Source organism: Pseudomonas sp. Root569 (assembly GCF_001427465.1).
In the GTDB taxonomy this organism is placed as follows: domain Bacteria; phylum Pseudomonadota; class Gammaproteobacteria; order Pseudomonadales; family Pseudomonadaceae; genus Aquipseudomonas; species Aquipseudomonas synxantha.
On the sequence record NZ_LMGQ01000027.1, the window covers coordinates 287332 to 295062 of the forward strand.

The 7731-nt window shown below is 61.2% G+C and carries 6 protein-coding genes and 2 pseudogenes; 4 read left to right on the forward strand and 4 right to left on the reverse strand.

Annotated elements, in window-relative coordinates; genetic code table 11:
- Positions 1-46: 46 nt before the first annotated feature.
- On the forward strand, positions 47-943 hold the full coding sequence (locus tag ASD70_RS24870) for a LysR family transcriptional regulator (RefSeq protein ID WP_056847671.1): 897 nt from the start codon (positions 47-49) through the stop codon (positions 941-943).
- Here ASD70_RS24870 and ASD70_RS24875 read toward each other — a convergent pair.
- Entirely contained in the window at positions 940-1857 is a 918-nt protein-coding gene (locus ASD70_RS24875; protein ID WP_056847672.1) for a LysR family transcriptional regulator, read from the reverse strand. The two genes, ASD70_RS24870 and ASD70_RS24875, sit on opposite strands and share 4 nt — an antisense overlap.
- Before the next feature lie 105 nt (positions 1858-1962).
- On the opposite strand from ASD70_RS24875, the gene ASD70_RS24880 reads away from it, so the two are divergent.
- Genes ASD70_RS24880 through ASD70_RS24890 form a run of 3 tightly spaced genes read left to right on the forward strand, consistent with a single transcriptional unit; the run spans position 1963 to position 4627 of the window.
- Positions 1963-2721, forward strand: a complete 759-nt coding sequence (locus ASD70_RS24880) for a 5-oxoprolinase subunit PxpA (protein WP_056847673.1) — start codon at positions 1963-1965, stop codon at positions 2719-2721.
- A 56-nt stretch (positions 2722-2777) separates the two neighbouring features.
- Positions 2778-3656 carry a 5-oxoprolinase subunit B family protein gene (locus tag ASD70_RS24885; RefSeq protein WP_056847674.1) on the forward strand — a complete coding sequence of 293 codons (879 nt, stop codon included), beginning with the start codon at positions 2778-2780 and terminating at the stop codon, positions 3654-3656.
- Positions 3653-4627 carry a biotin-dependent carboxyltransferase family protein gene (locus tag ASD70_RS24890; protein ID WP_056847675.1) on the forward strand — a complete coding sequence of 325 codons (975 nt, stop codon included), beginning with the start codon at positions 3653-3655 and terminating at the stop codon, positions 4625-4627. Before ASD70_RS24885 ends, ASD70_RS24890 begins: the two co-directional genes overlap by 4 nt.
- Positions 4628-4801: 174 nt before the next feature.
- On the opposite strand, the gene ASD70_RS24895 is transcribed toward ASD70_RS24890, so the two are convergent.
- The 3 genes and pseudogenes from ASD70_RS24895 to ASD70_RS29655 form a co-directional block, all read right to left on the reverse strand.
- Positions 4802-6415: an inorganic phosphate transporter gene (locus ASD70_RS24895; protein ID WP_046069219.1), complete on the reverse strand. Its 1614-nt coding sequence runs from the start codon at positions 6413-6415 to the stop codon at positions 4802-4804.
- Positions 6416-6840: 425 nt separating this feature from the next.
- Positions 6841-7181, reverse strand: a pseudogene (locus ASD70_RS29650) (CorA family divalent cation transporter); the annotation flags it as partial.
- Between the two features lies 1 nt (position 7182).
- Positions 7183-7731 (reverse strand): annotated as a pseudogene (locus tag ASD70_RS29655) (CorA family divalent cation transporter); the annotation flags it as partial.

The following is a 7731-nucleotide window of genomic DNA, read 5'->3' on the forward strand; positions in this document are numbered from 1 at the left end:
AACAGGCGGATATCGGAATCACTGGCCGGATAAGGCGAACAATCCCATGAACAAGCTTGAGTTACTGCGCACCTTCGTGCGCGTCACTGAGTTGTCGAGTTTTACCCAGGCCGGCCAGAGCCTGGGCCTGCCGCGCTCTACGGTGTCTGAGCACGTGCAGGCGTTGGAGGAACTGCTCGGTGCGCGGCTGCTGCAACGCACCACACGCAAGGTGCAGGCGACCCAGGATGGTCGTGTGTTGTACGAGCGCAGCAAGGATCTGCTGGCGCATATGGAAGAGCTGGAAGGTTTGTTCCGCCAGGACGAAGCCCAATTGGCCGGGCGCATACGGGTAGACATGCCCAATGTCATGGCGCGGGGCTTGATCCTGCCGAACTTGCCCACGTTCATGGCACGCCATCCTCTTATCGACATGGAGATCAGCGGCTCGGATCGCCAGGTGGACCTGATCGCCGAAGGTTTCGACTGTGTTGTGCGCGTCGGGGCCCAGCCCGATCAAACCGTGGTGGCGCGACGGGTGTGCAGCATGCCGATGGTCAACTGCGTGAGCCCGGTGTACCTGCAACGTTATGGCGTGCCGCAGACTCTGGCTGACCTGGCAAATCACCAGTTGGTGCATTACGTACGGCCCCTGGGCGCACGCTCGGCAGGGTTTGAATACATGGTGGGCAACAAGGTGCAACGGTTGCCGATGGCAGGAAGGGTGACCGTCAACAGCACCGATGCGTACCAGTCGGCGTGCCTGGGTGGGTTTGGCATTACCCAGGTGCCCCAACTGGGGATCCGCGATCTATTGGCCAGCGGCGACTTGGTGGCGGTGCTGCCGGATTACCAGGCACCGCCTCTGGACGTGTATTTACTGTACGCCGGCCAGCGGCATTTGCCGCTGCGGGTGCGGGTGTTCATGGACTGGCTGACTGCCACCCTGCAAGCCCATCTTTAACGGCGCGCCGACAACTGCTGCGGCGCCAGGAATGCATCGTGGAAGTAATCGCGGAACGCCTGCATCGCCGGGGTGAATGCGCGCTCGCGGTGCCAGGCCAGGCCGACGCTCATGGGCGTCACCGGGTCGGTCACGGTCAGTGTCTCGATACGCTTGCCTTCCAGGGACCAGGGCCGGTGTACCAGGTCCGACAGGATCGCCACGCCGCTGCCATTGGCAACCATGCTGCGTACCGCCTCTACAGAGCTGGTGCGCAGGCGCACCTTGGGTGTTTGCCCGGCCTGTTCCCAATAGCGCATGGCGCTGTGTTCGGCCTCATCGACGGTCAGCAGGATGTACGGTTCTTGCGCCACATCCGCCAGGCTCACGGCACCGCGTTCGCACAATGGGTGATGGCTGGGCAGCCATAGGCGGCGTTCGGAGTTGAACAGGATTTCAGAGACGATATCCGCGTGGGTGAGGTTGGCGGTGAGCACCACGGCCATGTCGAACTGGCCGTCAAGCAGGCCGTGTTCGATGGCCTGGCGTTCCTGCTCGAACACTTCGATGGTCACGTCCGGATGCCAATGTTCCATGCGCTGCAAATGGTGCGGCAGGAAATAACCCAGCACCGTGTAGCTGGCCGCTACGCGCAATACGCCGCTGGCGCGGTAGTCCGGTAACGGGCTGTTGAGGGCATCATCCACGCTGCGCACAATCACGTAGGCGCGGTTGAGAAAATGCCGCCCGGCGTCGGTGAGGTTCATGCCCTGGGCCGAGCGCACGAACAACTGTACGCCAAGCATGGCTTCCAGCTCCTTGATCGCCGTGGTCACCGCCGACTGGGAAATATTCAAGTGAATCGCCGCCTGGGAAATCTGGCCAATTTCCGCAGTGGCGACGAAGTAGCGAACCTGGCGCAAGGTGAGGGACATGGGTGATATCTGATTTTCAGAAGATGGGTCATCTGATAATAGATCTTCCCAAGGGGTCAAGCCCCAGCCTACTTTCCTGGCATCACCTTTGGCGGAGCAACCTCGATGCAGGCAGTGGATTTCAATTCGGACATGGGCGAAGGCTTTGGCCCCTGGAGCATCGGCGACGGCGTGGATGCAGAACTGATGGCCTATATCAGCTCGGCCAACATCGCCACCGGCTTTCACGCCGGCGATCCCGGCACCATGCGCCGCACCGTCGAGCGCGCCAAGCAACTGGGGGTGGCCATCGGCGCGCACCCGGGCTTTCGTGACCTGGTGGGTTTCGGTCGTCGGCATATCAATGCACCGGCCCAGGAGTTGGTGGACGACATGCTCTACCAGCTCGGCGCCCTGCGCGAAATTGCTCGTGCCCAAGGCGTCCACTTGCAACATATCAAGCCCCACGGCGCGCTCTACATGCACCTGGCTCGCGATGAAGAAGCCGCACGGCTGCTGGTGCAGAACCTGCAGATCCTCGAGCCGACGCTGTTGCTGTATTGCATGCCCAACTCGGTGATCTGGCGCATTGCCAAGGAACTGGGCCAGCCTGTGGTACGCGAGTTCTATGCCGACCGTGAGTACGATTTGAGCGGCTCCATCGTCTTTACCCGCCAGGTTCGGGCGCTGGACCCTGCCACTGTCGCAGCGCGTGTCCTGCGTGCCTGTCAGACCGGGCTTGTACGTACCGTGGAAGGCGAAGACCTGTTCATCGAATTCGACTCCATCTGCCTGCACAGCGACACCCCAGGTGCCCTGGAACTTGTGGAAGCGACCCGAGAAGTCTTGGACCGTACGGGCATCGACGTCAGGCCACCCCAATAAGAACGCCTCATCACTTTTTTGCCTGCCTTTCTACAATGATTCCAAGAGGAACAGACATGGCTGAAATGTCCCCCATCCGCTACAGCTTCGGCGCTGATGAACACCTGTTTGCCGAGGTCAGCGACAGCATGTCCCTGCAGGCCTTTTTCAAGGGCATGGCGGTAACCCGCGCCGTGGAGCGTATGGCACTGGAAGGCGTGCTGGATGTGTGCCTGGCCAATGCATCGTTCCAGATTCGTTTTGACCCCGACCGCATCGCGCCCCATGTACTGCTCGACGCGGTACAAAGCGCCGAGGCCCAGGCCGTGACCGAGCGCACTTTGCACACGCGCATCATCGAAATCCCGGTGCTCTATAACGACCCCTGGACCCACGAAACCCTGATGCGCTTTCGTGACCGCCACCAAGACCCCAGCAGCACCGACCTGGAGTACGCCGCACGCATCAATGGCCTGGCCGACGTGGACGCGTTTATCGCCGCCCACAGTGGCGCACCGTGGTTTGTGTCGATGGTCGGCTTTGTCGCGGGCTTGCCGTTCATGTTCCAAATGGTCGAGCGCGAGCGACAATTGCAAGTGCCCAAGTATTTGCGGCCACGCACCGACACGCCCAAGTTGACCCTGGGCCATGGCGGCTGCTTTGGGTGTATCTACTCGGTGCGCGGCGCGGGGGGCTACCAGATGTTTGGCGTCACCCCTGCACCGATCTACGACCCGGCCCAGCAACTGGCGTACCTCAAGGAACACATGGTGTTTTTCCGGCCCGGCGATATCGTGCAGTTCAAGCCGATGGACCGTGAGGCTTACGACCTGGCCGTCGCCGAGGTGGAAGCAGGGCGTTTCGATTTGCGCATCCGCCCGGTGGAGTTTTCCCTCGATGCGTTTATTGCCGACCCCATCGGCTATCCGAAAACCCTGCAGGAGGCGCTGGCATGATCAAGGTCCTCAAACCCGGCCTCGCCACCTCTGTGCAGGACCTCGGCCGCGAAGGCTATTACCACCTGGGCATTCCGCCCTCGGGGGCGCTGGATCAGTACGCGTTGAGCGCGGCCAACCACCTGGTGGGTAACCCCGTGGGCGCGGCTGGCCTGGAATGCACGCTGATCGGGCCTGAGCTGGAGTTTCAGCAGGACGCGTTGGTGGCGTTGAGCGGCGCCTTGATGTCGCCGCGCCTGGACGGTGAAGTGGTGCACCAGGACACCGCCTTCGAGGTGCGCGCCGGGCAGGTGCTGCGCTTTGATTTTCCCAAGGCCGGCGCGCGTACTTACCTCGCCGTTGCCGGAGGCATCGATGTGCCGTTGGTGCTCGGCAGTCGCTCCACTTATACCCTTGGCGCACTCGGTGGGTTTCACGGGCGGCGCTTGCAGGAGGGTGATCAGTTGCCCATCGGCACGGCCAGCGGTAATGGACGTGCGGGTAACAGCTTGCCGATGGCGTTGCGTCGTTCGGTGGGCGGCGATGTGACCTTGCGCGTGGTGCCGGGCCTGTATTACGAGCGTTTGACCGACGGGGCGAAAAGCAGTTTTTTTGCCGAACCGTGGACGGTCGGCTCTGAGGCGGATCGCATTGGCTATCGCTTCAAGGGCGGCAGCGCGTTGAGTTTTCAGCCGCGGGAGCAGCCGTTTGGCGCCGGTTCCGACCCATCGAACATCGTCGACAGTTGCTACCCGATTGGCTCGATTCAAGTGCCTGCTGGGCTTGAACCCATTGTGCTGCACCGCGATGCGGTGTCGGGCGGTGGCTACGCGATGATTGGCACGGTGATCAGCGCCGACCTGGATTTGATCGGGCAGATGCAGCCTAACCAGCGGGCGGGGTTTGTGGCGGTGACACTGGAGCAAGCGTTGGAGGCGCGGCGGGTCTACAAGAAGCGCCTGAAGGCGATGGCTGGACTCTTTACACCCTGAAGAAGCACAAAACCAAGGGGGGGCACGCCCTACTACCTGTAGGAGCGAGCTTGCTCGCGAAAAACTCACAGTTGCCGTGTTCATTCAGAAAACACGCGTTATCGTTGGCGTTTTTCGCGAGCGAGCTCGCTCCTACAGAGAGCAAGCCCCCCACATTTTGACCTTCTGTGTGTGTCAGAACAGTTGGGTGAACAGCCAGTACAGGCTACCCGACAGTAAAATCGCCGCCGGCAAGGTCAGCACCCACGCCATCAGCAAATTGCGGATGGTCTTCATCTGCAACCCCCCGCCGTTTGCCACCATCGTTCCGGCCACACCCGAAGACAGCACATGGGTTGTCGATACCGGCAGCCCGAACATATCCGCCGCGCCGATGGTGAGCATCGCCACCGTCTCGGCCGACGCGCCCTGGGCGTAAGTCAGGTGGGTCTTGCCGATCTTCTCGCCCACCGTCACCACGATGCGCCGCCAGCCGACCATGGTGCCCAGGCCCAGGGCAATGGCCACGGCGATCTTCACCCACAGCGGGATAAAGCGCGTGGCGTTGTCGATCTGTTGCTTGAACAGTTGCAGCTTGCCTTGGGTATCGGCGTCGAAGTTGCCGACCTTGCCTTTGTCCATCAGGCGAATGGTTTCGCTGGTCAGGTACATGTCGTTACGCACGTTGCCGACGGCTTCGGCCGGTACGGCGGCGAGGGAGCCATAGCTTTTCACTTCTTCGCCGATATGGCCGGTGAGGGCGGCGAGGGCGGGCACCAGTTCCGGCGTGGCTTCCTTGGTGCGCACGTAGGTCGACAAGGTGGCGCGAGAGTCACCCGTTGCCGGCTGCGGTGCTGCTTTGACCAGTGCAACCTGAGTGACTTCCGCGACCGCTGCGAACTGCAGCGACTGGTCGGCCGGCATGGTGCGGTTCAGCGCGTAGGCCATCGGCAAAGTGCCCACCAGGATCAGCATGATCAGGCCCATGCCTTTTTGCCCATCGTTGGAGCCGTGGGCGAACGACACACCAGTGCAGGTGGCGATCAGCATGCCGCGAATCCACCAGGGCGGCGGCGTGTCGCCTTTGGGTGCCTTGTACAGCGCGCGGTTTTTCACGAAGGCGCGCAGGGCCAGTAACAGCAAGGCGGCAAACGCGAAGCCGATCAACGGCGACAACAGCAAGGCATAGCCGATCTTGATCGCCTGGCTCCAATCCACACCGCTGGTGCCGTCGCGCCCGTGCATCAGGGCATTGGCCACGCCGACGCCGATGATCGAGCCGATCAGGGTGTGGGACGACGAGGCCGGCAGCCCCAGCCACCAGGTGCCCAGGTTCCACAGGATCGCGGCGATCAGTAAGGCGAAGATCATGGCGAAACCGGCGGAGGAACCCACCTGCAGAATCAGCTCCACCGGCAGCAGGGCAATGATGCCGAACGCCACCGCGCCACTGGAAAGCAACACTCCGAGAAAGTTGAAAAAGCCCGACCACACCACCGCAAACTGCGGCGGCAACGAGTTGGTGTAGATCACCGTCGCCACCGCATTGGCGGTGTCGTGGAAACCGTTGACGAATTCAAAACCCAAGGCGATCAACAGCGCCACGCCGAGCAACAGGAACGGCGTCCAGGTAGTGAGCTGGGCGCCCATTTCGTGCATATCGTGCATCAGGCTGTAAGCGGTGAACAACAGACCCATGGCAAGTACGGCGAAGAACATGATCACCGTCAACAAGCCTGGTTTTGTGTCCAGCCGGGGTTTGGAGGAGGGTGAAGCGTGGGGGGAGGCAGTCAGGGAAGGGGTGGCCATGCCGGAGCATCCAGTGTGAGGAGGATGGCCTTAATGATCATTGCAAAATATTACAGCGATGCTGCGGCAGGTCAGTGTTTTCGAAAATTGAGTGCACCGCCGGTCTACCAAACGCAGAAGAACCAATGTGGGAGGGGGCTTGCTCCCGATGGCGCAGTGTCAGTTAATAAATTATTGACGGACCCACCGCTATCGGGAGCAAGCCCCCTCCCACATTTTGACCGCATTTCAGGTCAGTAGTCTTTGCGTTTTCGGAACGCCCAACGCCCGGCAATCAAGGTAAAAGTCGCGACCAGCGCAACCAATATCCAGAAACCTTCCGGGTCTTGGGACAGCGGCACCCCACCCACATTCATGCCAAANAAGACGTCTACGACTGGTGCGAACTGCAGGAGCTGGACCTCGACACCCTGATCCACGAGGACGGCACGGCGCCCGGCAATCAAGGTAAAAGTCGCGACCAGCGCAACCAATATCCAGAAACCTTCCGGGTCTTGGGACAGCGGCACCCCACCCACATTCATGCCAAAAAAGCCGGCGATGATATTGATCGGCARCGCCAGCACCGTYACCACCGTCAGAGTGAACAGCGTGCGGTTGCTTTGCTCATTGAGGTTGGCGGCGATTTCCTCCTGCAACAGCTTGATGCGTTCGCCCAGGGCCGTCAGGTCGTTGATGATCAGCGCAAATTCCTCGGTGGATTTGCGCAACTCCTTCACGTCTTCCTTTTGCAGCCATTGCGGCGGGCGGTTGAGCAGGCGCAGCANGTCGTTGATGATCAGCGCAAATTCCTCGGTGGATTTGCGCAACTCCTTCACGTCTTCCTTTTGCAGCCATTGCGGCGGGCGGTTGAGCAGGCGCAGCAGCGAGCCCGGTTCCAGCGCCAGCAGGCGTTGCAGGCGTACCAGCACCCGGCGTGCGGCGCCCAGTTCGGCGCGATTGGTAGATAGGCGCGAAGACAGCAACTGATCTTCGATATGGTCGACGCTGATACTGGTCTTGCGCACGATCTGGGTCAGCACTTCGCCTTGGTCWCGCAGCAGGTGCACCAGCAGTTCCAGGGGCGAGCGAAAGTGTTCACCGGCTTTCACCGACGAGCGCAATTTATCCACTGAGTGCAACGGTTGCAGGCGCGCACTGACCAGCAAGCGGCTGCGGGCACACACCCACAGCGTGGAAATATCCGACGAGACCATGCTGCTGAAGTTGAACACCACATCGTTGACCACCGCCAGTAAGGCCGAATCCACATGTTCAATCCGTGTGGAGCGCGAGCCTTCATGCAGCGCTTCGAAAAACTCCTCCGGCAGCGACAG

What these genes read in the sequence shown, in the direction of transcription:
- ASD70_RS24870 (WP_056847671.1), top strand. Translation starts at nt 47, where the DNA reads ATGAACAAGCTTGAGTTACTGCGCACCTTCGTGCGCGTCACTGAGTTG.
- ASD70_RS24875 (WP_056847672.1), bottom strand. Translation starts at nt 1,857, where the DNA reads ATGTCCCTCACCTTGCGCCAGGTTCGCTACTTCGTCGCCACTGCGGAA.
- ASD70_RS24880 (WP_056847673.1), top strand. Translation starts at nt 1,963, where the DNA reads ATGCAGGCAGTGGATTTCAATTCGGACATGGGCGAAGGCTTTGGCCCC.
- ASD70_RS24885 (WP_056847674.1), top strand. Translation starts at nt 2,778, where the DNA reads ATGGCTGAAATGTCCCCCATCCGCTACAGCTTCGGCGCTGATGAACAC.
- ASD70_RS24890 (WP_056847675.1), top strand. Translation starts at nt 3,653, where the DNA reads ATGATCAAGGTCCTCAAACCCGGCCTCGCCACCTCTGTGCAGGACCTC.
- ASD70_RS24895 (WP_046069219.1), bottom strand. Translation starts at nt 6,415, where the DNA reads ATGGCCACCCCTTCCCTGACTGCCTCCCCCCACGCTTCACCCTCCTCC.